The sequence below is a fragment of the Paenibacillus sp. sgz302191 genome (assembly GCF_057749925.1).
This window is the reverse complement of record NZ_JBYLHY010000122.1, coordinates 1-324: the sequence shown is the minus strand read 5'-3', so window position 1 is coordinate 324 and position 324 is coordinate 1. Positions and strand designations below refer to the sequence as shown.

1 rRNA gene is annotated in these 324 nt (G+C 51.9%); it reads right to left on the bottom strand.

Annotated elements, in window-relative coordinates:
* Positions 1–324, bottom strand: a 23S ribosomal RNA gene (locus AC3G2T_RS38885); the annotation flags it as partial.

Genomic DNA, 324 nt, shown 5'->3' with positions numbered 1-324 from the left:
TCACGGTACTGCTTCACTATCGGTCGCTAGGTAGTATTTAGCCTTGGCAGATGGTCCTGCCGGATTCCGACGGGGTTTCACGTGTCCCGCCGTACTCAGGATCCCTCTAGAGGTTTCGTTCGATTTTAGCTACAGGGCTTTTACCTTCTATGCCGGATCTTTCCAGATCACTTCGCCTACCGAACTAACCTCACATCGAGGTCCTACAACCCCAGGGAGCAAGCTCCCTGGTTTGGGCTACTCCGCTTTCGCTCGCCGCTACTGACGGAATCACTTTTGTTTTCTTTTCCTCCAGGTACTTAGATGTTTCAGTTCCCTGGGTAT